Raw genomic sequence first — 20,320 nt, forward strand, 5'->3', positions numbered from 1 at the left:
GCTCAGCTTGCCCGCGATGCCCGGCGCCGACTTCGTGAAGGCCCGACTGGACCGGTGTTACGACGACCTGGAGAACAAGGCCGTCCAGTGCGCCGATCGGTACAACGCCACGGTGGACCACATCTTCGAGTGGCGGTTCGTCCTCGGTCCCGCCCTGCCGTACGTCAACCGCGCGATGAACAACCTCCGCGCCAACATGGAGAAGGTCTTCCAGCTGATCAGGACCGCGGTCGAGCACCACATCCCGGTGGTGTCGCTGATCGTGCAGTCCTTCAAGTGGCTGGAGGACGTGCAGGCGCCGGTGAACCGCCTGACCCACCAGAAGAACCACCTGGCGCAGTACTGGAAGGGCGACGCCGGCGCCGCGTACCAGGACAAGATCCCGCCGCAGAACGACGCGATCGCCGCCATCGGCCTCAAGGCGGACCAGGTCAGCAAGTGGCTCATGGACATCGCCAAGTACAACGTGGACTACATGGTCCGTCTGTCCAAACTGGCCACCGACTTCATCGGAGCCATGGTCGGCGCTGCCCTCGAGGCGGCGACCGTCGTCGAGATCCCGTTCGCCGTGGACGCCCTGGCCACCGCGATCGGCACGCTCGTCGGCGACGCGCTGCACAACCTGGTGGACATCGCCAACCGGTTCGTGGAGGCGCTCAGCAAGGTGCGCGACATCATGAGCCTGATGAGCGATCCCAAACTCGCCCAGGGCTGGCCGCAGGCGGTGACGGGATGAGGCCACTGCTCCTGGTGATGATCACGTTGCTGGCCGCGTGCACCGTGAAACCGGTCCCCACGACGACGTACGTGCCGGTTCCCACACCGACGACCACGCCGGCGCCGGGCCCGGTCAAGTACGCCTTCGACGCCTTCCCGGACTGCGCGGCCATCCAGCGGAAGGTGCCGTCCCTGCCACCGCCGGTCGAGTCACAGCCGCAGCGCGGTTCCGACCGGCTCTCGCTGAACTGCAGGTACAGCGCGGGGAACAACGACGGCCGGGCGATCTTCATCCAGGTCGAGCTCTACGACAACGTGCGGGACCAGTCCGGTGCCGAACGGGCGAGGTCGGGTTTCTTCAGCGCTCCGCAGGGCATGGAGAAGGACCCGAGTGTGTCCATCGCCTCCGAAGCTCGCTGGGCGGACCCGAGCAACGGCCCCTCCTGCCGCCTCGAACTGCTCGACGAGAACGCCTACCTGCTCACCGGCTACAACTCCGGGAAGCAGCCGAGCGACCCGCGCAGCGAGACGTGCCGTGGTGAGGCCCGCACGTTCGCCGAGCAGATTTTCGAGGCCGTGCAACCGAAGTGAGGCGTCACGGGAGCGGCAACCGGGCGGTCACCCTGCCACCGTCAGGCCCCGGCCCGGCGACCAGCGTGCCCCCCAGCTCCTCGGCGCGTTCCCGCATCGAGGCCAGACCGACACCGGGACGCCAGGGCTCACCACGCCCGAGGTCGGCGATCTCGACGTCGAGCCTGCCCTCGCCGGCCACCAGCCGGACCGTCGCCGACGGGCTGGTGCTGTGGCGGGCGATGTTGGTCAGCGCCTCGACGACGATCCGGTACGCCGCGACCTCGACGGCGGCCGGCAGAGCGGGAAGGTCGTCGGGAGCGCGGATGTCCACTGTCACCGCGGCACCCGTGCGGTCGCGCAAGCCCGTCGCCCGCTGGCGCAACGCGGGGACGAGGCCGAGCTCGTCGAGGGCCGGCGGGCGCATCGCGTAGACCATCCTGCGGATCTCGTCGATCGCCTGGACCGTGTCCGACCGCAGCTGGGCGATCAGCTCCACCGCCGCGGCCGGATCGGAGTGCACCAGGTTGCTGGCGGCGTCGGACGTGAACGCCACACCGGTCAGCCGCGGACCGAGGCCGTCGTGGAGGTCGCGCCGGAGCCTGCGGCGTTCCTCCTCCACCGCGGTGATCGTCTGGCCACGCGACTCGATCAGGTCCGCGGCGAGTGCCCGTGCCCGCAACGCCTGTGCCAGCAGGGGAACCGTCAGCCGGAGCACGTGCTCGTCGGGTTCGGAGAAGGCCAGATCGCCCGGCCGCAACCCCACGACGAGCTGCCCGGCGCCGTCGAGGTCGAGAGTGCGGGAGTGGGTCGTCTCGGTCCCCGACGAGGCCACCCGCTCGTCGTCGACGACCAGAGCCGCGTACGGCAGCACCAGCGCTTCGCGGATCGCCCGGAGCGCGAGCACCGGGTCCTCGCCGATGGTGCCGGCGACTCGGGACGCGGCGCCGAGAGGATCGGGACGTTCGCCGAACAGCAGGTGGTCGATCACCCCGCGCAGGACCGTGCGGGTGGGCTGCAGCGCGAGTGCGGAGAGCGCCGCGACCAGCGCGAGCGCACCGGCGTTGGGCTCGGGGAAGCCGATGGCGTGCAGCAGGGCCAGCCCGAGCACGAACACGGACATCACCGTGACCAGGCCGACCACGCCGACGACGGAGCGCACCACCAGACCGCGCACGTCGACCAGGTCCGGGAGCGTCGCTCCGACGTACATCGCCGGACCCACGAGAGCGAACACCGCCACCGCGAGCGCGGGCAGCACCGGGTCGGAGAAGCCCTCCGCCGCGAACAGCACGAAGCCGAAGGTCAGCGTGGTGACGGTGAGGGACAGGGCCATCCACACCAGGGCTCGGCGGCGCTCGGTGGCCACCTCGATCCGCCACCACGTGTGCGCGAGCACGACGCACGCCTGCAACAGCGCTGTCAGCGCGGCAACGTCCGCGGTGCGGTACGCGGTGGTGATCACGCCACCGCAGAGGAGGGCCGCCAGCGCGGCGAAGTCGGCGGGATGCCGCCACCCCGCCGCCGGATAGGTCACCAATGCCAGCGGCGCGAGCACCGCGGCCACGACCGCGACGACGATCTCGCCGAGCCGATCACGACCGGTGGCCAGCAGCACCGCGGCCGCCACACCTCCGGTACCGGTGAACACCATCAGCGTGGCCGACACGTGGGCTCGCCGCCGCAGCAGCAGCCCGGCGCCGCTCACCGCGGTCGCGACCGACGCCACCGCCAGCCCGAGAGGAAGGGCCTGCACGGGTCACCCTCCGAGTCCGCGTTCGCGGGCGCGGATCACGGCCTGCGTGCGGTCGGACACCTGGAGCTTGCCGAAGATCGCGGTCAGGTTGTTGCTCACGGTCTTGGGGGACAGGTGCAGCGATCGGGCGATGTCCGCGTTGCGCAGTCCCCCGGCGAGCAGCACGAGGACTTCATGCTCCCTCGGGGTGAGCTCGGGGAACGGGTCGGCGGGCGCCGGCACGGGCGCGGCGGCGAAGTGGTCGAGCACCCGCGCGGCGATGCCCGGACCGAAGATCGCCTGTCCCGCGACGACCGCCCGGATGGCGGCGGCGATCTCGCCCTGTCCCGCGCCCTTGAGGAGATAGCCGCGCGCGCCGGCCTGCATGGCGGTGAACACCGTGGCGTCGTCGTCGTACATCGTGAGGATCAGCACCGCGGCGTCCGGCACGCTCGCGCGGACACGACGCGTGGCACCGACACCGTCGCTGCCCGGCATCCGCACGTCCATCAGCACGACATCGGGACGCAGCAGCATCGCCTCGCGCACCGCGCTGTCTCCGTCGGCGGCCTCACCGACCACCTCGAACTCGTCGAGGGTGCCCAGCAATGCCCGCAGTCCCTGACGGACCACAGGATGGTCGTCGGCGATGAGCACGCGGATCGTTTCCACCGGACCATGATGACGTTTGCGGGCCCCGCCGGCCCGGGAGGTTCTTCCCGAGTCGGGCGCACTTTCCGGGAACTCGCCGGGAGCGCATGCTCTGGGGACGGGATGGTCGCACGACCGATCGTGGACGTGTCCGCACCACGACCACCGAAGGAGCACCGATGTCCACGACATCGCCGACCGCCAAGCAGAAGGCAGGCCTGGTCATCGCCGGCCTCTACTCGCTCACCAACATCCCGAGCTTTCTGACTCCCGCGCCGGAAGGCGAGGCCGGACCGCCGATGGCCGTCCTCGTCCTCGGCAGCGTCCTGGGCGTGATCGGCCTGGTCGCCGTCGTCCTCGCGTGGCGTGGCAACCAGGTGGCCCTGCGCGTCGCGGCCGGCGCGATCATCGTGAACACGCTCACGGGGCTGCCCGCCTTCTTCGTCGACGTGCCCATGGCGATCAAGGCGCTGGTCGGTTTCAGCGTGGTGCTGACCGTGGTCACCGTCGTGCTCATGTTCTCCGGCAAGCGTCGTCTTCCGGCCGTCACGGACTGAGGAGGAACACGACATGATCGCGATCATCACCGTTCTGGCCGCGTTCCCGCTCGGCTACTTCCTGCGCAGCCGTCTCGCCGCCTCGGTCGCCTACGGCATCGCGTACCTGTGGGCCTTCACGTTCCAGACCCTCTACCTGCTGCTCGACTCACTGCGCGGCGGCGCCGACCCGGCGTTCACCACCGGGGAGTTCCCGATCGAGTACGGAGTCGTGGCGCTGGGGGTGATCCTGGCCGGCTTCGGTCTGCTGAACCTGGGCCACCGGGTGCGGGTCATTCGCGGGCGCGCAACGCCGACTGCTCGCCGCGATGGAGCGCCTCGACGTGCTGAGCGACGTTGAACGCGTCGCTCAGCGTCTTGCCCGCGTCCAGCAGGTCGATCACCCGGTGCTCGGAGTTCTTCACGGCCAGCGCCGCGTCGAGGACCCCCTCGGCGCTGCGCGGGTCGAGGACCACGAGCCCTTCGTCGTCGGCCAGCACCAGGTCGCCCGGATTCACCACGACCCCGCCGCACGTCACCGGCACCTGCAGCTCGCCGAGCTGAACGGCCGTGCCCGCCCGTGGCGTCACGAACCGGCTGTAGACGGGCAACTCCGACGTCGACACGTACGCCATGTCGCGGTAGCCACCGTCGACGACGACACCGCCCAACGACCGCACCAACGCCCCACGCGCGAACATCTCGCCACCGAGCGCGGTCTCCCGTCCACCGCCGTCGACCACGATCACCGCGCCCGGCTCGGCCGTCTCGACCGCCCGCAGCACCGCCAGGAAGTCCTCCCGGCAGCGCACCGTGAACGCCGGCCCGAAGATCCGCTTCGCCGCCGACCGGGCCTGGATTCCGCTGTCCATCACCCGAGTGGTCCGGTCGGCGTCGCAGATCGCCGTCGTGTCGACCGCGAGGAACCGTTCGAGCAGTTCGTTGACCATCGGGCCAGCATTCCACCCTGATGAGGTTCAACGGCGGAAGCAATCACGATGGTGAGGTCGAAACGACTACGTCAGCTGCATCGACCTCGGGTACAGCCAGCTCCCGGGCGTGCCCTCGGCCGGGTTCGTGTAGTAGTCGTGCACGGCGTCCACGTACTCCTGCAGGCTGATCGAGCCGTCGCCGTCGGTGTCCACGTGCGCGAACGCGGTCCTGCACTCCGCCTCGGACAGTCCGCGGGCCTGCAGCAGCACCTGGAACTCGGCCGCCTCGACCCGCCCGTCGCCGTTCGTGTCGGCGAGCGCCAGCAACGACTCCGAGACCTCCAGGAACAGGTCGTCGAACTCGTCGACGTCGACGAACGTCGCCGCCATCGCCGCCCGGTACTCCTCCAAGGTGATCCGGCCGTCGCGGTCGGCGTCGCAGTGCTCGAGCAGCGTCTCCCAGAACCTGTCGCTGGTCTCGATCAGCTCCCGGCCGCGCTCCGAGCCCGCGGGCTCGCCGAACGCCCGCAGCAGCCGGTTGGCGAGCGCGTAGAGGTCCGCGAGCTCGATGACGCCGTTGCCGTTGGCGTCGTAGTGGTCGAAGGTCGAGTCGATCCTCTGCAGCAGAACCTCGTTCATGACCACGAACTCTGGCCGCAGGAGGGCCAGGACGCAAACGCGGGCATCAGAAGTTCGACGTGATCGCCGCGACCAGGTCGTCCGCGATCGTGCTGGGGTCCTTGGCCTCGTACGCACCGGCGGCCGTCGCGTCGGCGATCTTCTTCAGCTCCTCGCGCCCGCGCGCGTCCTCGTCGGACGCGAACCCGTAGGCGATCGTGAACACCCGGACCGGCTCCGCGTCCGCGGTGACCTTGATGCGGTCGAGCAGCTGGTCGAGGTTCAGGCCGGTGCTCTTGTCGTTGCGGCCGTCGGTGAGCAGCACGACGGCGTTGATCGCCTTGCGGTCGAGGTTCTGCCGCATGGTCGTGACGGCCTGGTCGACGGTGTCGAACAACCCGGTGCCGCCCTCCGACGGCAGCGCCCTGATCCTGTCCGCGATCTCCTGGCGCCTGACCTCGTTCAGCGGGCTGATCGGCAGCAGCTCGCAGTAGTCGCCGCGGCAACCCTGGCCCGTTCCCGCGGAGCCCGCGGTGGAGAAGTTCCACAGGCCGAGCCGGTCGGAGTCGGTGAAGCCGTTGACGATCTCGCCGCGGTACTTCTTGATCAGCTCGATCTTGGACGGGCAGTACTGCGTCGCGGGGTCCCGCTTCATCAGTTCCTGCTCGCAGCTCTGCTTCTCGGGTTCGTTGACGGTCACGCCGGACTTCATCGAGCCGGAGGTGTCGACGACGAACAGCACGTTCGCGGGCTTGCGCACGGCACTCCACGCGGTCAGCACCTTGTCCAGCGTGCGCGCGGACGGCGTCGGCATCTCCTTCACCTTGAACGCGGGGTCGACGCCGTTGGAGTCGGTGGCGAGCTCGCCCGACGCGTGCGAGGGATCGCGGAAACCCAGCTGCCCGAACCGCTTCTGCACCGGCGCGGACCGCAGGTGGCGCAGGAAGTCGTCGCTGACCTCCCGCTTCGCCTTCGTCATGTCCGGCCAGGTGAGCTCGATGAACGGGTGGTCGTGGAAGATCGTGCCTTCCTTCGGGTACATCGCGACGAGCTTGGTGGCGGGCTCGGCCTCACGCGGGTCCTCAGTGGACAGTGCGCCGCTCGGGTAGCCGGCGTTGTAGGCGAGCATCGAGCTCTCGTCCACGGTCAGCGCCGAGATGTAGGAGAGCACCTGTCCTTTGCGTTCCGCGGTGCGGAGGTTGCGCATGAAGTGCAGGCTCGTCTCTCCGTAGTGGACGATCGACTGCTCGATGTCCCGCACGAACCCGCGCGCGGCCGGGTCGTCGACGTCGCTGTCCTTGAGCGGCCCGGTGGAGTCGGTGTTGGCGCGGAACGCGTGGAAGGCGCCGATGGTCGCGTTGAGGCCCGAGGTCGAGTAGTTCGGGTTGGTCTTGCCGAGCCGGAACGGTCCCCAGGGCTTCTGGTAGCGGCCCCAGCCCTGCGCGTCCGTCGCGAGGTCGGCGAGCGTCCGCCAGCTGACCTCCTTCGTGCCGGGCCAGCCGAGCGCCTCCGCCATGGGTTGCGGCATCGCGATCACCACCGGGGTCGTGACGACCGGCCCGCGCGTCTTCTCGGGCAACGCCGCCATGGCGCTCGTGTTGCCCGTAGCGCGGTCGCGGGCGATGTCGAGCCACTCGCTGGACGCCGGCGACCACACGTCCGGACGCGGCCCGTCCGACGCGGTCCACCCGCGTGCCAGCGTGTTCGCGGCGGCACCGGAGTTCAGCTCGGTGATCTCGATCCGGGCGCAGTGCCCGTCGGCCGACCGCGTGCCGTAGTCGGCGGCGATCTCCTTGAACAGCTCGCTCTTGTCCGCGGACGCGCCGACGTACAGGGTCGTGTCCGGCGTCGTCGTGCACGTGGGCAAAGCCGCGGCGCTCCCTGGTGCTCCTGGGAAGACCGGGACGAGCACGAACACCAGCAGCACCGCGACGACCGCCGCGAGCGCCGTCCACCGAGCCCTGGCCTGACGCCACAGTGGAACCGCAGCCGGACCTTGCGCTGCCTTCAACGCCTCACTGCGTCCCGCCGCCCGTTCGCGCACCCATTCCGGTGCGGCACCGGCGAAAGGCGCACACGCGTCGATGACCTCCTGCAACGACGGGCGCTCCGCCGGATCCTTGGCGAGGCACCGCCGGATCAGCGCGGTGAGCGTGCTGTCCCACCCCGCGAGCCCGCTCAGATCCGGTTCGCCGGTGAGGATCCGGCGCGTCGTCGACTCCAGGTCGTTGCCGAACGGCGGTGTGCCCGTCGCCGCGTACACCAGCAGCGCGCCCAGCGAGAACACGTCGCTCGCCGCCGTGACCTCGTCGGTCCCGCGAGCCTGCTCCGGCGACATGAACGCGACCGTGCCGACCGTCCCGTGCCGGGTGATGTCGACGTCCTCGCGGTTCTTCGCGATGCCGAGGTCGATGATCCAGACGTCCTCGACGCCCAGCAGCACGTTGGCGGGCTTCAGATCCCGGTGCACCAACCCCTTGGCGTGGATCAGCCGCAGCTTCGCCGCGATCGCGCCCGCCAGCCACGCCACCGCCGCCGGGCGCCACGGGTTGTTCCTGGACACCAACTCCTGCAACGGAAGGCTGGGCAGGTACTCGGTGGCGAACCACGGCTGTTCCGCGTCGGCGTCGGAGGAGAGCAGCGTCGGGAAGCCGTCGTCCTGCCCCACGGCGTCGACGGACCGCTTCTCGCGCCGGAACCTCTCCCGGCTCACCGGGTTGCCCGCGAGATCGGCGCCCAGCACCTTGACGACCGCGAGCCGGCCCTCCTGCCGGTCCGCGCCGAGGAACACGACGCCCATCGCGCCCGGCCCGAGACGGCCGAGCAACGAGTACTCACCGATCCTGCGCGGATCGCCACGTCGCAACGGATCCAGTTGCAGGGCTTCGAGCAGCTTCATCGGATCCGCGCCGCCCGGCTTCGGCAGCAGGAACCAGAGGCTGGTCACGGCGACGAGCGCGCTGACGACACTGCCGACCTTGTCCGCGCGCTCCAGTCCCTGCACCACGAGGAACACGACCAACGACACCGCGGCCGCGGCGAGCGCGACCCCGGCCACGATCCGGCGCTTGTGCAACTCGAGGCTCCCCCTGCTCGACGGCCGTTCCCTTCATCATCGATCAACTGCGGCACACAGTTACGGGTTTCGCACATTCCGTGGTGTGCCATGATCGAAGTGGAAGTGCTGATTCGATTCAGGGCTCACATCTGGGGAGATATCGCCGCCGCGGTCACCAGTACTTCGGCGGCGCGCACGCGGGTGATTGTCAACTGCGGCCGGATCAAGACCGGTCGCTGTCGCGGTCGGACCGCACGGCGAAGTACAACCAGCCCGGTACGCGGGCCGCGCGGGGCTCAGCCGGGGCTGACCGCGGACCTGGCGCCGACCCTGGTGATCTCGATGCAGGCGAGGTCGCGCACGTACCGGCTGGAGCGGCCGTCGTGCGGGGTCACCAGGGTGGGCCGGGTGAGCCTGCGCCCGTTGTAGCGGGTGGCGAGCAGGGCTGAGCAGGAACCGAACTCGGGGTCGACCTCGGCCCACGACAGCACCGCGCGGAAGCCGTCCTGCGAGGTCGCGACCACGACGAAGCTGAGCCTGTCCATCTTGCTGCCCCGGTCGAGGCGCAGCGTGACCTTCGTGAGCACCTCGTGCAGCGGCACGCCCTGCACGCAGTGGACCTCGCGCACACGGGTGGTGCGGTACGAGACGTTGACGGGCTCCCGCGCGTGGGCGTCGAGGTGCGCGGTGGAGAACGTCCATTCGTCGCTGATGTCCCCGGTGACCAGGACCTGGTCGTCGGGGACCGGGGTGCGTGGCGTCGGTACGCGTGCGAACGAGAGGTCCACGTCCTCCACGGTACGACCCCGAACCTGCGGAACACAACGCACGATCGGGCCGTACCCGCGGATCTGGATTACGATTCGATCCGCAAACGCACACCGGGCTTGCATCCGCAAAAGCGGCACTTACTATGTCAACCGTGCCGAATTTGCGGATCAGTGAGGCTGCCGCGCTGCTGGGTGTCAGCGACGACACCGTGCGGCGGTGGATCGAGAACGGGCGTCTGGCGTCGACGGTGCTCGACAACGGGCGCAAGGCGATCGACGGCAAGGAGCTCGCGTCGTTCGTGCAGACGATGACCGAGTCGTCCGAGCCGGGTGTCACCGTGGCCGCGTCCGCGCGCAACCGGATGCGGGGGATCGTCACCCGAGTCCTCAAGGACGGCGTGATGGCGCAGGTCGAGATGCAGGCGGGGCCGTTCCGCATCGTGTCGCTGATGAGCCGCGAGGCCGCCGACGAGCTCGGGCTCGAGATCGGCAGTGTCGCGGTCGCGTCCATCAAGTCCACCAACGTCGTCGTCGAGATCCCGGAGGCCTGAGCCCATGTCCAGAATCGCCGTCGCCGTCGCGGCCGCAGTGGCGCTCGCGGGCTGTGGTTCCGGTCAGACCTCCACCACGCCGGCGTCTGGTTCGGGCACGCCCAAGGTCACCGGTGACATCACGGTGTTCGCCGCTGCGTCGCTGACCGAGACGTTCACCCAGCTGGGCAAGGACTTCGAGGCCGCGAACCCCGGCGCCAAGGTCAAGTTCAACTTCGCCGGCAGCTCCGCGCTCGCCCAGCAGCTCAACCAGGGTGCGCCCGCCGACGTGTTCGCGTCGGCCGCGCCGGCGAACATGAAGCAGGTCACCGACACCAAGACGATCACGGACACGCCCACGACGTTCGTGAAGAACAAGCTCGCGATCGTGGTGCCGAAGGGCAACCCCGGCAAGATCTCCGGGCTGCCGGACTTCGCCTTCGCCGACAAGAAGATCGCTCTGTGTGCCGAGCAGGTGCCGTGCGGCGCGGCGGCGAAGAAGGTCTTCGAGGTCGCCAAGGTGAAGCCCGCGCCGGACACGCTGGAGCAGGACGTCAAGGCGGTGCTGACCAAGGTCTCGCTCGGTGAGGTCGACGGCGCACTGGTCTACAAGACCGACGTGAAGGCCGCGGGGGACAAGGTCGAGGGCATCGACTTCGCCGAGGCCGACCAGGCGGTCAACGACTACCCGATCGCGCCGGTCGCCAAGGCGCCGAACGCGGCCGCTGCCAAGGCGTTCGTCGAGTTCGTGCTGTCCGCCAAGGGCAAGGCGGTGCTCAGCGCGGCAGGCTTCGTCAGCCCGTGAGGCGTCGTCGAGGACGGCTTCCGGTCGTCCTGGCCCTGCCTGCTTTCCTCGGTCTGGCGTTCCTGCTGGTGCCGTTGGCCGGGCTGCTGATCAAGGCACCGTGGGGCACGCTGTCCGGCCAGTTGTTCAGCGCTGAGGTCGGCGAGGCGTTGAAGCTGTCGTTGATCTGCGCCTCGCTGGCCACCGTGCTGTGCCTGGTCTTCGGCATTCCGCTGGCGTGGCTGCTGGCGCGTTCCGGCTTGCCCGGACGGGGTTTCCTCCGTGCGTTGGTGACGGTGCCGTTGGTGTTGCCGCCTGTTGTCGGTGGTGTCGCGTTGCTGTTGGTGCTCGGCCGGCGCGGGCTGGTCGGGGAGTACCTGGACTCGTGGTTCGGGATCTCGCTGCCGTTCACCACGGCCGGAGTCGTTGTCGCGGAAGCGTTCGTGGCGATGCCGTTCCTCGTGATCTCGGTGGAAGGTGCTCTGCGGGCGGCCGATCCGCGGTTCGAGGAGGCCGCCGCCACGTTGGGGGCGTCGCGGTGGCTGACTTTTCGCCGCGTGACGTTGCCGTCGGTGCTTCCCGGTGTCGTGGCCGGGGGAGTGTTGTGCTGGGCACGGGCATTGGGCGAGTTCGGGGCGACGATCACGTTCGCGGGCAACTTCCCCGGCGAGACGACGACGATGCCGCTCGCCGTCTACCTCGCCCTGGAAACGGATCCGGACGCCGCGATCGTGCTGAGCATCGTGCTGCTGCTGGTGTCCGTCGGAGTGCTGGCCGGTCTGCGTGACCGGTGGATCAGTGGGCCGACATGACGCTCACTGCCGAACTCCGCGTCACGCGCGGAAACTTCGACCTATCCCTGGACCTGGTGATCGCGCCCGGCGAGGTGGTCGCGCTGCTCGGCCCGAACGGCGCCGGCAAGTCGACCACGTTGCGTGCGCTGGCGGGGTTGTCGCCGTTGACCTCGGGCCGCATCTCGCTCGGTGAGTCCACATGGGACAGTGCGGAGACGTTCGTGCACTCCGAACAACGCCCGATCGGTGTGGTGTTCCAGGACTACCTGCTGTTCGCGCACATGACGGCGCTGGAGAACGTCGCGTTCGGACTGCGGGCGCGTGGTGTCCGGCGCGCGGAGGCCAGGGCCGAGGCGTCGAGGTGGCTGGATCGGGTCGGGCTGGGGGAGTACGCCCAGCGCAAGCCCCGCGCGTTGTCCGGAGGTCAGGCTCAACGCGTCGCGCTCGCCCGTGCTCTGGTCACCGGTCCGAGCCTGCTGCTGCTCGACGAACCGCTGGCCGCATTGGACGCCAGCACCCGGCTGCAGGTCCGTTCCGAACTGGGCAGGCACCTCGCGGAGTTCGGCGGCCACACACTGCTGGTCACGCACGACCCGTTGGACGCGATGGTGCTCGCGGACCGCCTGGTGATCCTGGAGAACGGCCGTGCGGTCCAGCAGGGCACGCCGTCCGAGGTCGCGAGGCAGCCGCGCACCGACTACGTGGCCAACCTCGTAGGCCTGAACCTGTATCGCGGAGTCGCCGGCGGGTCCACAGTGGACCTTGCGGACGGTGGCACGGTCACCATCGCGTCGCCTGCGTCCGGTTCCGTGCACGTCGCTTTCCCTCCCAGCGCGGTAAGTCTGCATCCTTCGAAGCCCGAGGGCAGCCCGCGCAACACGTGGCAGGTGACGGTCGCGGCCATCGAGCAACACGCGCACACCACCCGTGTCCGGCTCGACGGCGCGCCTTCCGTACTGGCGGACATCACCACGGCGACGCTGGCGGACCTTCGTCTGCGACCGGGTGACTCGTTGTGGGCGGCGGTGAAAGCGACCGAGACGCACACCTATCCCGCTTGATAGTCGACGGCTGTCAAGCGATAGGAACGTTCATTTGGACACTGCCGTGATCCCCGGAGGAAGGTCTGTGGCACAACGACTTCCGACGAGGGAGACCTGCAATGGCGAAGGTCCTGTGCGTCCTGTACGACGACCCGGTGGGCGGCTACCCGAAGACGTACGCCCGCGACGATCTGCCGCACCTGGACGGCTATCCGGGTGGTCAGACCCTGCCCACGCCATCCGCCGTCGACTTCACGCCGGGGCACCTGCTCGGCAGCGTGTCCGGTGAGCTGGGCCTGCGCGCGTTCCTGGAGTCGCAGGGCCACGAGCTCGTGGTCACCGCGGACAAGGACCGCGACGGTTCCGAGTTCGACCAGCACCTCGCCGACGCGGATGTCGTGATCTCCCAACCGTTCTGGCCCGCCTACCTCACCAAGGAACGGCTGTCCCGCGCCCCGAGGCTCAAGCTGGCCCTGACCGCGGGCATAGGCTCCGACCACGTCGACCTGGACGCGGCCATCGAGCACGGCGTCACGGTCGCGGAAGTGACGTACTGCAACAGCATCAGCGTCGCCGAGCACGTCGTGATGATGATCCTCGGCCTGGTGCGCAACTACCTCCCGTCGCACCAGATCGTGCTCGACGGCGGCTGGAACATCGCCGACGCCGTGGCCCGCTCCTACGACGTCGAGGGCATGCACGTCGGCACGGTCGCCGCCGGTCGCATCGGTCTGGCGGTGCTGCGGCGGCTCGCGCCGTTCGACACGCACCTGCACTACACCGACCGCCACCGCCTGCCAGCGGACGTGGAGCAGGAGCTGAACCTGACGTTCCACGCGTCGGCCGCCGACATGGTGCCGCACTGCGACGTCGTGACGATCAACGCGCCGCTGCACCCCGAGACCGAGGGCCTGTTCGACGACGAGCTCATCGCGACCATGAAGCGCGGCGCCTACCTGATCAACACGGCCCGAGCCCGAATCGCCGACCGCGACGCCGTGGTGCGGGCACTGCAGAGCGGCCAGCTGGCGGGCTACGCGGGCGACGTGTGGTTCCCGCAGCCCGCCCCGGCCGACCACCCGTGGCGCACCATGCCGCACCACGGCATGACCCCGCACATCTCCGGCAGCTCGCTGTCCGCGCAGGCCAGGTACGCGGCGGGCACGCGCGAGATCCTCGAGTCGTTCTTCGCCGGCACGCCGATCCGCGACGAGTACCTGATCGTCGACGGCGGCAAGCTCGCGGGCACGGGCGCGCACTCGTACTCGACGAACCGCTGACGCCCGGCTGAGCCCGTCACTCGTCGTCGACCTGCCACAACGTCAGCAGCCCGTCCCGCACCTCACCGATCCAGACGACGCCGAGCGCGAGCTCGGCGTCGTCCGGCAGGCCCAGGTGAGACCCGGTGGTGGCGCCGAGCACCGTGACCCGGTTCCCGTCCGTCGCGAACGACCGCGGATGGATGACGTACTGGGGAAACGCCCCGAAGTACCCGCGCCAGGCCTCGACGTTGGCCTCCCTGCCCACGACCGGCGGAACGTCGGCCACCAGCAGCCGGTGCTCGGGGTGCATCAGCTCGGCGAGCCCTTCGAGGTCGCCGCGGTTGATGCAGTCGATGAAGCCGACCACGGTCGCCACCGGGGGCAACGGCCTTCGCGCCATCAGATCAGGCTTCCACGTCTCGCCCGCCGGTGAAACACTGACGTCGGAGCAGCGAAACGGGTGGTACCGATGCCGACAGGCCAGAGCCAGAACCTGGACGGGGTGCTGGACGACACCCTGGAGGCCTACCAGACCCTCGCGGAGCCACCCCGCCCACTCGACGGCGCGCCACCGTTGAACCTGGTGCTGACGAGGGTGCTCGACAGCGCGTTGTCGCTGATGGGAGCCGATTTCGGCAACGTCCAGCTGCTGGATCCGGGCACCGGTGCGCTGCGGATCGTGACGCACTCGGGGTTCCGTTCCCGCTTCATCGACCACTTCGCGGAGGTGCGGGACGACAACTCCGCCTGCGGCCGGGCCGCCGCGGAGCACGCGCAGGTCGTCATCGCGGACGTGGCGACCGATCCCGCCTTCGCCCCGCACCGCGACATCGCCGCCGCCTCGGGCTTCCGCTCGGTGCAGTCGACGCCGCTGGTCACCCCGTCCGGCCGCCTGGTCGGGATGATCTCGACCCACTTCCGGCACGTGCACCGCCCGCCGGAGCACGATCTGCGGATGATGGACGACCAGGCCCGTTCGGCGGGCCAGGCCATCGCGAGGCGTCTGGGCGTGCTCGACCCCGACCCGGCCGACCCGCTCGTCGACACCATGCTGTCCGGCCTGCTGGGCCGGTTGTTCTCCGTGGGTCTGAGCTTGGCGAGCGCCCGCAGCATCGTCAGGGGAGGCCCCGCCGATGAGCGCCTGGTGGTCGCGACCGAGGAGGTCGACGACCTGATCCGGGACGTCCAGACGCTCATGGCGGAGCGCATCGCGGGCCAGGAGAGCGGCCTGCGAGCCGTTGATTCCGTTGTGTTGCAACGAGTCCGCAGCCTCAGTGCGATCGGCCTGCTGCGCGACGTCACGCCCAAGGCCGGTTGATCAGGCCGCGACGGCCTCGGTTTCGGCACGTCGGCGGAACGTGTCCAGCGCGTAGCGGCCCGGTCCCACGGCCGCGATCAGCAGGAAGATCCACGAGTAGAGCGCGGCCGCCTCGCCCTGGTTCTGCAGCGGGAGCAGTCCGATGGGCTGGTGGACCACGAAGTACGCGTAGGCCATGGCGCCGGACAGCACCACCGCGACCTCCCTGGTGAACAGGCCCAGGAAGAGCAGGACCGAGCCGACGAGCTCGAGCACAGCGGCGTACCAGAACGGCCAGGCTCCGAACTCGGGCGCGCCACCGGCACCGTCGACGCCGCCCAGGAAGCCGAAGCCCTGCAGGCCGTGGCAGAAGAAGAGCAGCGCGATCACCGCACGCGCGGCCGACGTCAGGGTTTCCTTCATGTCACTTTCCTTCCAGGACGTCGTGCAGCCACTGCGTGACGGTGCGCGGGGCGAGACCGAAGTACTTCTGCGCACTGGTCTCCTCCGCGATCCGATAGTCCGCGACGGTGCCGAGCGCCGTGTAGAAACCGGTGACCACGGCCGCGGCTTCCTCACCGAACAAGGGGATGAGCGCCGCCCCGAAGTCCTCCGGCGTGACGGCCTCGAACCGCACCTCACGCCCCAGATGCGAGGCGAACCCCGCCGCCAGGTCGCCTCCGGTGATCGCCGGCAGCTGCCCGACGCCGACCGTGCCCGTCACGGACACGTCCTCCAGCAACCGCAACGCGGCATCGGCGACGTCCAGGTGCGAGCTCCAGGAGGCCGCGAACTCCGGCCGCAACGGATACCGCAGCACGCCCTCGGTCCGCACCGCCTCCAAGATCGCGGGCTGCAGCAGGTTCTCCAGGTAGAGACGAGGCTCGATCACCGCGGTGGACACGCCGCTCTCCCTCAGCCCGCGGGCCAGGATCGCGATCGGGCTGTCCTCCGACGCCTCAACGACCTGCCCGCTGGTCGACACCACCACCCGTGCGGGCTGCGCCTTCCTCACCGCGTCCACGACCGTGCGCGCGTAGGACGCAACGACCTGAGGCGGCCCCATCGGCAGATGCACGAACACGCCCTCCGCACCCCGGTACGCCTGGATCAGCGACTCCTCCGACTCGAAGTCCGCGCTCACCGCCTCACCGACATAGGCCTCGGGCTTGCGCACAGCGGCCACCGCCGACGCTCCGGCCGCGGCCAGCGAACTGATGAGCGGAGCACCTTGGGCGCCTGTAGCGCCGTGGATCACGTAGGTCATGAGAGCATTAGTGCATAAACTGCATCAGTTACGTCAACTGCACTAAAGGGCTCCCATGACTGAGAATCTCCCTACATGTGGTGTGGCACGCTTCTTGATCCTGCTCGACGGCCCCTGGGCGACTCTGATCGTCCGTGAGCTGCTGCGCGGCCCGATGCGCTTCACCGAACTCCGCGACGCGCTCCCCGGCATCTCGGCCCACACGCTCACGCACAGGCTGCGGCGCTTCGAGCGGCACGGCATCGTCACCCGCACCGTCTACGCCGAGATCCCGCCGCGCGTCGTCTACGAACTGACGCCTCTCGGTTCGAGCCTGCGCCACGTCCTCGACGCGATGAACGACTGGGCGCTGTCCGTCCCCGACACGACCTTCGCCTAGTACCGCGCCCCGTCCGGCAGGTACTTCACCCGCGCACGGCCGACCAACCCGTCCCAGAACCCGGCCAGCACCGCCGTGACGTGAGCCCGCTCGAACACCGCGGTCTTGAACGCCCACCGCACGAGATACCGCACGGCGCCCAACGACCACCGCCAGTCCTTCGACCGCCGCTCCCGTGCCAAGACGGTGCTGTTGCGCGCCACCCAGTAGTGCCGCCAAGCCGGGTAGTGCAGCATGTGCGTCCGCCACGGCCCGATCCGGTGCTCGCGCCGATCGCCCAACGAGTGCGGCAGCAGCGCCCCGGTGTCCTGCACGACGCGAAACCCGCGATCGCGCACCCGCAGGCAGAAGTCGAAGTCCACCCAGTCGACGAAGAAGTCCTCGCGAAACCGCCCGACCGCGCTCAGGCATTCACGTCGCACCAGCATGCCGGACGTCATCACGCCGTACCGGTCGATGAGCCCGCGGTCGTCCTGCGCGGCCTTCTCGTACGACCCGCCGTGCTTCGCGTCCCACGGGTTCGGCGCGACTACACCGATCGACCCGGTGAGATGACGGGCCAGCCGGGGGACCAGATCCGGTGGCAGCACGGAGTCCTGGTCCAGCAACAGCACGACGTCCGTGTCCGCGGGCAGCACGTCGACCGCCGCGTTCAACGCCGCGGCCAGCCCGCGGTTGCTGCCCTCGCGCAGCACGGTGACTCCCGGGTCGTCGAGCTTCTCGGCGGCCGACGACGAGGCAGCCGGGGTGTTGTCCGAGACGATCACGCCGGAGCAGGTCAGCAGGGCGGACTCGACGACGGCCGCGAGCCGTTCGTCGGGGTGGTACGCCGTGACGAGAGCAGTCACCTTCACGGCTGTTGATCGTCTCACGACCGCGGGGGCGAAGTGGATCGTCGACTGTGGACGGAGATCTCCGCGGGACGGTTTGTGCTGGTCACGCGTGATTCGCGGATTCGTTGGTAACAGGTCGATAACCAGACCCATCCGTTCGCCGACGGGCGGCGAATCACCGGCATCAACAGGCCGAACACCCTTGGAGATGTCTCGTCATGAACAAGATCCGCAACACCGTCCTGGCCGTCGGCGCCGCCTCGCTCGCCCTCTTCGGCGCGGCATGCGGCTCGGGAGACATGGCCAGCGGCGGCAGCTCCAGCGCCGCGCCCACGACCACGACCACGTCATCCGCGGCGATGGCCGACCCGACCCGTGACCTGGTCGGTCCCGGCTGTGCCGACTACGCGAAGCAGGTTCCGTCCGGCTCCGGTTCCGTGAGCGGCATGGCCGCCGACCCGGTCGCCGTGGCCGCGAGCAACAACCCGCTGCTCAAGACGCTGGTCAGCGCCGTGTCGGGCAAGCTGAACCCGAAGGTGAACCTGGTCTCGACGCTCAACGGTGCCGAGTTCACCGTCTTCGCGCCGGTGGACTCCGCGTTCGCCAAGATCGACGCCGCGACGATCGAGAAGCTCAAGACGGACGACGCGCTGCTGACCAAGATCCTGACCTACCACGTCGTTCCTGGTCAGATCTCGCCCGACAAGATCGTGGGTGACCAGACGACCGTGCAGACCGGCACGGTGAAGGTGTCCGGCTCGAAGGACGCGCTGAAGGTCAACGACGCCAACGTGATCTGCGGTGGCGTGCACACGGCCAACGCGACCGTGTACCTGATCGACTCGGTGCTGCTCCCCGCCTGACATCTCCCGGGGTAGTTGTACCGCGCCTCCGGGAACCGCGTTCCGCACGCGGTTCCCGGAGGTTTCGCGTGTGTCGGCCTGACCGTCCGTTGTGGATGGTCAGGCCGACGGGATCGTGTCGGAGATGAACCAATCCGGTGAACCGCCGGCGCCGAATCCTTTGTGTGAAAGCGATTCGTTCCATCCTCGTGGGTCTGGTGTCGGTGGCGGCCGCGTTGGCGGCAGGGCATCTCGTCGCGGGGTTGGTGAGTCCGCTGGCGTCGCCGTTCCTGGCGGTGGGCAACACGGCGATCGACCTGACTCCCAGCCCGCTCAAGGACTTCGCGGTCCGCACGTTCGGCGAGAACGACAAGCTGGTGCTGCTCGGCGGCATGGCCGTCGTACTGGCGCTGCTGGGTGTGGTGGCGGGTCTGCTGTCACGCCGAAGTCCCTGGCCCGGCACGGCTTTGGCCGCGGTGCTCGGCCTGGTCGGCATCGCCGCCGTGCTCGCCAGGCCGACGACGACCGCGTGGTCGGTGATCGCCCCGCTGGCGAGCCTGGTCGTCGGTGTCGCCGCCTTCCGCTGGTTGTGGGCCCAGGCACCCGCCGCGGCACCGGGCAGGCGGAAGTTCCTGCTGTCCACGGTGGCGATCGCCGTGGGCGCGGGTGTCGCGGCAGTGGGCGGACAGCTGCTCGCCGGTCGCGTGGACGTCGAGGCCTCCCGGCGGGGAATCACGTTGCGGCCGCGCGAGACGGCGCCGGAGATTCCGTTCGACGCGGACTTCTCGCGCGAGGGAACGCCGTCGTTCCTGACGCCGAACGAGAAGTTCTACCGGGTCGACACCGCGCTCAGCATCCCCCGGCTGCGCGCGGAGGACTGGCGGTTGCGGCTGCACGGCATGGTGGACCGCGAGATGGTGCTGACCTACGACGATCTGCTGCGGCGCCCGTTGCTGGAGAAGACGATCACGCTCGTGTGCGTGTCCAACGAGGTGGGCGGCCCGTACATCTCGACGTCGAACTTCATCGGTGTCTCGCTGCCGGACCTGTTGCGGGAGGCCGGGGTGAGGCCGGGCGCCGACCAGCTCGCGACGCGCAGCGTGGACGGTTGGACCTGCGGCACCCCGGTCGAGAAGATCATGGCGCCGGGCTCGAACGCGTTGCTGGCGATCGGCATGAACGGCGAGCCGCTGCCGCTGGAGCGCGGTTTCCCTGTTCGCATGGTCGTTCCCGGGCTGTACGGCTACGTCTCCGCCACGAAGTGGTTGGTGGACGCCGAACTCACGACGTTCGACGCGTTCGACCCGTACTGGGCGCAGCGAGGCTGGGCGAAGAAGGCCCCGGTCAAGGTGATGTCGCGGATCGACCGGCCGAAGTCGTTCGAGCGCGCGCCGGCGGGCCGGTTCGTCGCGGCGGGCGTGGCGTGGGCGCAGCACCTCGGCGTCGACAAGGTGGAAGTCCGGGTGGACGGCGGACCTTGGCAGCCCGCCACCCTCAGCCGCGAGGTCAACGTCGACACGTGGCGGATGTGGCGGATCGAGCTGGATCTGCAGCCGGGCAACCACACCCTGGAGTGCCGCGCGACGGACCGCAACGGCTACACGCAGACCAACGAGCGCGCCGCCCCGATTCCCGACGGCGCGACCGGGTGGCACTCGATGGTGTTCACCTCGGTGGGCTGAGCACTCACCTCCGATCGCGT

The 20,320-nt window shown here is 69.5% G+C and carries 23 protein-coding genes; 13 read left to right on the forward strand and 10 right to left on the reverse strand.

Annotated features, from left to right (window positions below):
- The first annotated feature begins 7 nt into the window (after nucleotides 1-7).
- Together AB0M24_RS11930 and AB0M24_RS11935 are read left to right on the forward strand one after the other, a co-directional pair.
- Entirely contained in the window at nucleotides 8-736 is a 729-nt protein-coding gene (locus AB0M24_RS11930; protein WP_363764722.1) for a hypothetical protein, read from the forward strand.
- Nucleotides 733-1,308: a hypothetical protein gene (locus AB0M24_RS11935; protein ID WP_363764725.1), complete on the forward strand. Its 576-nt coding sequence runs from the start codon at nucleotides 733-735 to the stop codon at nucleotides 1,306-1,308. Before AB0M24_RS11930 ends, AB0M24_RS11935 begins: the two co-directional genes overlap by 4 nt.
- A 4-nt stretch (nucleotides 1,309-1,312) precedes the next feature.
- On the opposite strand, the gene AB0M24_RS11940 is transcribed toward AB0M24_RS11935, so the two are convergent.
- Together AB0M24_RS11940 and AB0M24_RS11945 are read right to left on the reverse strand one after the other, a co-directional pair.
- Complete coding sequence (locus tag AB0M24_RS11940) at nucleotides 1,313-3,043, reverse strand: sensor histidine kinase (RefSeq protein ID WP_363764727.1); 1,731 nt, start codon at nucleotides 3,041-3,043, stop codon at nucleotides 1,313-1,315.
- Between the two features lie 3 nt (nucleotides 3,044-3,046).
- On the reverse strand, nucleotides 3,047-3,694 hold the full coding sequence (locus tag AB0M24_RS11945; RefSeq protein WP_363764730.1) for a response regulator transcription factor: 648 nt from the start codon (nucleotides 3,692-3,694) through the stop codon (nucleotides 3,047-3,049).
- 158 nt (nucleotides 3,695-3,852) lie between these two features.
- Between AB0M24_RS11945 and AB0M24_RS11950 the strand changes: the two genes are divergently transcribed.
- On the forward strand, nucleotides 3,853-4,230 hold the full coding sequence (locus AB0M24_RS11950) for a hypothetical protein (protein ID WP_363764733.1): 378 nt from the start codon (nucleotides 3,853-3,855) through the stop codon (nucleotides 4,228-4,230).
- A gap of 13 nt (nucleotides 4,231-4,243) precedes the next feature.
- On the forward strand, nucleotides 4,244-4,570 hold the full coding sequence (locus AB0M24_RS11955) for a hypothetical protein (RefSeq protein WP_363764736.1): 327 nt from the start codon (nucleotides 4,244-4,246) through the stop codon (nucleotides 4,568-4,570).
- Here the strand turns inward: AB0M24_RS11955 and AB0M24_RS11960 are convergent.
- The 4 genes from AB0M24_RS11960 to AB0M24_RS11975 all read right to left on the reverse strand — a co-directional run bounded on the left by AB0M24_RS11960 (nucleotide 4,503) and on the right by AB0M24_RS11975 (nucleotide 9,605).
- Nucleotides 4,503-5,159, reverse strand: coding sequence for an RraA family protein (locus AB0M24_RS11960; protein WP_363764739.1), 657 nt, complete (start codon nucleotides 5,157-5,159; stop codon nucleotides 4,503-4,505). The genes AB0M24_RS11955 and AB0M24_RS11960 overlap by 68 nt on opposite strands.
- Nucleotides 5,160-5,225: 66 nt before the next feature.
- Nucleotides 5,226-5,780, reverse strand: coding sequence for an EF-hand domain-containing protein (locus AB0M24_RS11965; RefSeq protein ID WP_363764742.1), 555 nt, complete (start codon nucleotides 5,778-5,780; stop codon nucleotides 5,226-5,228).
- Between the two features lie 46 nt (nucleotides 5,781-5,826).
- Nucleotides 5,827-8,835: a protein kinase gene (locus tag AB0M24_RS11970; RefSeq protein WP_363764745.1), complete on the reverse strand. Its 3,009-nt coding sequence runs from the start codon at nucleotides 8,833-8,835 to the stop codon at nucleotides 5,827-5,829.
- A 278-nt stretch (nucleotides 8,836-9,113) separates the two neighbouring features.
- Nucleotides 9,114-9,605, reverse strand: a complete 492-nt coding sequence (locus AB0M24_RS11975; RefSeq protein ID WP_363764748.1) for a molybdopterin-binding protein — start codon at nucleotides 9,603-9,605, stop codon at nucleotides 9,114-9,116.
- A gap of 134 nt (nucleotides 9,606-9,739) precedes the next feature.
- On the opposite strand from AB0M24_RS11975, the gene AB0M24_RS11980 reads away from it, so the two are divergent.
- The 5 genes from AB0M24_RS11980 to AB0M24_RS12000 all read left to right on the forward strand — a co-directional run bounded on the left by AB0M24_RS11980 (nucleotide 9,740) and on the right by AB0M24_RS12000 (nucleotide 14,018).
- A complete protein-coding gene (locus tag AB0M24_RS11980) occupies nucleotides 9,740-10,138 on the forward strand; it encodes a helix-turn-helix transcriptional regulator (RefSeq protein ID WP_363764751.1) in 399 nt (132 codons plus the stop codon).
- A gap of 4 nt (nucleotides 10,139-10,142) precedes the next feature.
- On the forward strand, nucleotides 10,143-10,922 hold the full coding sequence (gene modA / locus AB0M24_RS11985) for a molybdate ABC transporter substrate-binding protein (protein ID WP_363764754.1): 780 nt from the start codon (nucleotides 10,143-10,145) through the stop codon (nucleotides 10,920-10,922).
- A complete protein-coding gene (gene modB, locus AB0M24_RS11990) occupies nucleotides 10,919-11,713 on the forward strand; it encodes a molybdate ABC transporter permease subunit (RefSeq protein ID WP_363764756.1) in 795 nt (264 codons plus the stop codon). Before modA ends, modB begins: the two co-directional genes overlap by 4 nt.
- Entirely contained in the window at nucleotides 11,710-12,756 is a 1,047-nt protein-coding gene (locus AB0M24_RS11995; protein WP_363764759.1) for an ABC transporter ATP-binding protein, read from the forward strand. Before modB ends, AB0M24_RS11995 begins: the two co-directional genes overlap by 4 nt.
- 101 nt (nucleotides 12,757-12,857) lie before the next feature.
- Nucleotides 12,858-14,018, forward strand: a complete 1,161-nt coding sequence (locus AB0M24_RS12000; RefSeq protein WP_363764762.1) for an NAD-dependent formate dehydrogenase — start codon at nucleotides 12,858-12,860, stop codon at nucleotides 14,016-14,018.
- A 16-nt stretch (nucleotides 14,019-14,034) separates the two neighbouring features.
- On the opposite strand, the gene AB0M24_RS12005 is transcribed toward AB0M24_RS12000, so the two are convergent.
- Entirely contained in the window at nucleotides 14,035-14,400 is a 366-nt protein-coding gene (locus AB0M24_RS12005) for a nuclear transport factor 2 family protein (protein WP_363764765.1), read from the reverse strand.
- A gap of 69 nt (nucleotides 14,401-14,469) precedes the next feature.
- Here AB0M24_RS12005 and AB0M24_RS12010 point away from each other — a divergent pair, with 69 nt between their 5' ends.
- Nucleotides 14,470-15,318: a GAF domain-containing protein gene (locus tag AB0M24_RS12010; protein WP_363764768.1), complete on the forward strand. Its 849-nt coding sequence runs from the start codon at nucleotides 14,470-14,472 to the stop codon at nucleotides 15,316-15,318.
- Here AB0M24_RS12010 and AB0M24_RS12015 read toward each other — a convergent pair whose 3' ends face one another.
- Together AB0M24_RS12015 and AB0M24_RS12020 are read right to left on the reverse strand one after the other, a co-directional pair.
- On the reverse strand, nucleotides 15,319-15,720 hold the full coding sequence (locus AB0M24_RS12015) for a DoxX family protein (protein ID WP_363764771.1): 402 nt from the start codon (nucleotides 15,718-15,720) through the stop codon (nucleotides 15,319-15,321).
- 1 nt (nucleotide 15,721) lies between these two features.
- The gene (locus AB0M24_RS12020; RefSeq protein WP_363764774.1) at nucleotides 15,722-16,564 is read right to left on the reverse strand and encodes an NAD(P)H-binding protein; all 843 of its coding nucleotides are present in this window, start codon (nucleotides 16,562-16,564) and stop codon (nucleotides 15,722-15,724) included.
- Between the two features lie 55 nt (nucleotides 16,565-16,619).
- Between AB0M24_RS12020 and AB0M24_RS12025 the strand changes: the two genes are divergently transcribed.
- On the forward strand, nucleotides 16,620-16,943 hold the full coding sequence (locus AB0M24_RS12025) for a helix-turn-helix domain-containing protein (RefSeq protein WP_363764777.1): 324 nt from the start codon (nucleotides 16,620-16,622) through the stop codon (nucleotides 16,941-16,943).
- Here AB0M24_RS12025 and AB0M24_RS12030 read toward each other — a convergent pair.
- A complete protein-coding gene (locus AB0M24_RS12030) occupies nucleotides 16,940-17,797 on the reverse strand; it encodes a glycosyltransferase (protein ID WP_363764780.1) in 858 nt (285 codons plus the stop codon). The genes AB0M24_RS12025 and AB0M24_RS12030 overlap by 4 nt on opposite strands.
- Nucleotides 17,798-17,994: 197 nt before the next feature.
- Here AB0M24_RS12030 and AB0M24_RS12035 point away from each other — a divergent pair, with 197 nt between their 5' ends.
- A complete protein-coding gene (locus tag AB0M24_RS12035) occupies nucleotides 17,995-18,639 on the forward strand; it encodes a fasciclin domain-containing protein (RefSeq protein WP_363764783.1) in 645 nt (214 codons plus the stop codon).
- A gap of 164 nt (nucleotides 18,640-18,803) precedes the next feature.
- The gene (locus tag AB0M24_RS12040) at nucleotides 18,804-20,300 is read left to right on the forward strand and encodes a molybdopterin-dependent oxidoreductase (protein WP_363764786.1); all 1,497 of its coding nucleotides are present in this window, start codon (nucleotides 18,804-18,806) and stop codon (nucleotides 20,298-20,300) included.
- The last annotated feature ends 20 nt before the right edge of the window (nucleotides 20,301-20,320 follow it).

Source organism: Lentzea sp. NPDC051838 (assembly GCF_040681245.1).
Lineage (GTDB): Bacteria > Actinomycetota > Actinomycetes > Mycobacteriales > Pseudonocardiaceae > Lentzea.

Coding starts and splice junctions, on each gene's coding strand:
- AB0M24_RS11935 (WP_363764725.1), top strand. CDS start 733: ATGAGGCCACTGCTCCTGGTGATGATCACGTTGCTGGCCGCGTGCACC.
- AB0M24_RS11950 (WP_363764733.1), top strand. CDS start 3,853: ATGTCCACGACATCGCCGACCGCCAAGCAGAAGGCAGGCCTGGTCATC.
- AB0M24_RS11955 (WP_363764736.1), top strand. CDS start 4,244: ATGATCGCGATCATCACCGTTCTGGCCGCGTTCCCGCTCGGCTACTTC.
- AB0M24_RS11960 (WP_363764739.1), bottom strand. CDS start 5,159: ATGGTCAACGAACTGCTCGAACGGTTCCTCGCGGTCGACACGACGGCG.
- AB0M24_RS11965 (WP_363764742.1), bottom strand. CDS start 5,780: ATGAACGAGGTTCTGCTGCAGAGGATCGACTCGACCTTCGACCACTAC.
- modA (WP_363764754.1), top strand. CDS start 10,143: ATGTCCAGAATCGCCGTCGCCGTCGCGGCCGCAGTGGCGCTCGCGGGC.
- AB0M24_RS11995 (WP_363764759.1), top strand. CDS start 11,710: ATGACGCTCACTGCCGAACTCCGCGTCACGCGCGGAAACTTCGACCTA.
- AB0M24_RS12000 (WP_363764762.1), top strand. CDS start 12,858: ATGGCGAAGGTCCTGTGCGTCCTGTACGACGACCCGGTGGGCGGCTAC.
- AB0M24_RS12005 (WP_363764765.1), bottom strand. CDS start 14,400: ATGGCGCGAAGGCCGTTGCCCCCGGTGGCGACCGTGGTCGGCTTCATC.
- AB0M24_RS12010 (WP_363764768.1), top strand. CDS start 14,470: ATGCCGACAGGCCAGAGCCAGAACCTGGACGGGGTGCTGGACGACACC.
- AB0M24_RS12015 (WP_363764771.1), bottom strand. CDS start 15,720: ATGAAGGAAACCCTGACGTCGGCCGCGCGTGCGGTGATCGCGCTGCTC.
- AB0M24_RS12020 (WP_363764774.1), bottom strand. CDS start 16,564: ATGACCTACGTGATCCACGGCGCTACAGGCGCCCAAGGTGCTCCGCTC.
- AB0M24_RS12025 (WP_363764777.1), top strand. CDS start 16,620: ATGACTGAGAATCTCCCTACATGTGGTGTGGCACGCTTCTTGATCCTG.
- AB0M24_RS12035 (WP_363764783.1), top strand. CDS start 17,995: ATGAACAAGATCCGCAACACCGTCCTGGCCGTCGGCGCCGCCTCGCTC.